The sequence below is a fragment of the Moorena sp. SIO3I6 genome, assembly GCF_010672095.1.
Genome location: NZ_JAAHHU010001647.1, coordinates 1 through 1,103, shown reverse-complemented (window position 1 = coordinate 1,103; position 1,103 = coordinate 1). Strand labels below are relative to the sequence as shown.

General features: G+C 44.2%; 1 protein-coding gene. It reads right to left on the bottom strand.

Going from position 1 to position 1,103, the window contains the following annotated elements:
- Nucleotides 1-293 precede the first annotated feature (293 nt).
- Complete coding sequence (locus tag F6K49_RS51985) at nt 294-545, bottom strand: AbrB/MazE/SpoVT family DNA-binding domain-containing protein (protein ID WP_293110858.1); 252 nt, start codon at nt 543-545, stop codon at nt 294-296.
- Nucleotides 546-1,103 lie beyond the last annotated feature (558 nt).

The following is a 1,103-nucleotide window of genomic DNA, read 5'->3' as shown; positions in this document are numbered from 1 at the left end:
CATAAGATGTTAACAGTTAGATTTTGATTAAGAGGATATCTGAAAAGTTTTTTGATATTGAATTTTGCCCCCCTAGCCCCCCAATTCTGGGGGGAACAAGAATCAATTTGCTGGTAAAAGTCCCCCGCCCCCCTAGCCCCCCAATTTTGGGGGGAACAAGAATCAATTTGCTGGTAAAAGTCCCCCGCCCCCCTAACCCCCCAATTCTGGGGGGAATTAGCGGATGCTTCGCTTTTTTACAGATGGGGATTTAGGGGGCTTGGATGTAGCAAATGAGACTTCTCAGACAACTTCTAAGCTAATATTGGAATATTGGCTCCCTCAGAGATGGCGCTTTCCATGTCTTCGAGGGTAGCTGCTTCTTTACCTGGTTGATGCAGGATCCCTGACAAGGTTTCCACTGGAACATTGAGAGGAAATATTTTCACTTGACCGTCTTCGTCAATAACGAACTCGACTCTACTACCGCTGACAAGTTTAAGATGCTCCCGAATTTCTTCGGGGAGAGTGATTTGCCCGGTATCGGTGACTGTTGTGCTAAACATGGCTAGGATGGTTGTGATTAAGCTTTTACTGATAGTTTAACAAACCAATTAACTATTTTAAGAAGGCATCGAAATTCATTATCCTGTATTTTATAGGTTGGCGAAATGTTCTTAAAGTAGACAATAGATGAAACGATAAATATACCATTGATGAATATCAAAATATTTTGACCATAAAGGGAGATTTTTTGATAGCATTCCTGGGAGCAGTGGAAAGCTGATCAATTCCTAGAGATTTTAGGTTTAGGACTTACGCATCTGCCCCCTAAATCCCCCAATTCTGGGGGACTTGTCTTGATGCAGTCGCTCATGGGGGAAACCCCCAAGACCGCGCTGCATCGCTTGAGACTTTTGTTCCCCCCAAAATTGGGGGGCTAGGGGGGCGAAATCCACTTAACCGTGTAAGTCCTGATGTTTTTGGAGAGCTCTAATCAAAAATTTACCATACCAACATCCTTGTCATAGCTCCTTAGCGCCAGTCACCGATTAGAACAAAGGGTGCCCAGAAAAAGGTTGCCTGGTATCCAGGCTCTTTCAACAGAGTTAACTGAGCACGGA

Excerpts from the sequence above, each read along its gene's own strand:
- F6K49_RS51985 (WP_293110858.1), bottom strand. The coding sequence starts at position 545 with ATGTTTAGCACAACAGTCACCGATACCGGGCAAATCACTCTCCCCGAA.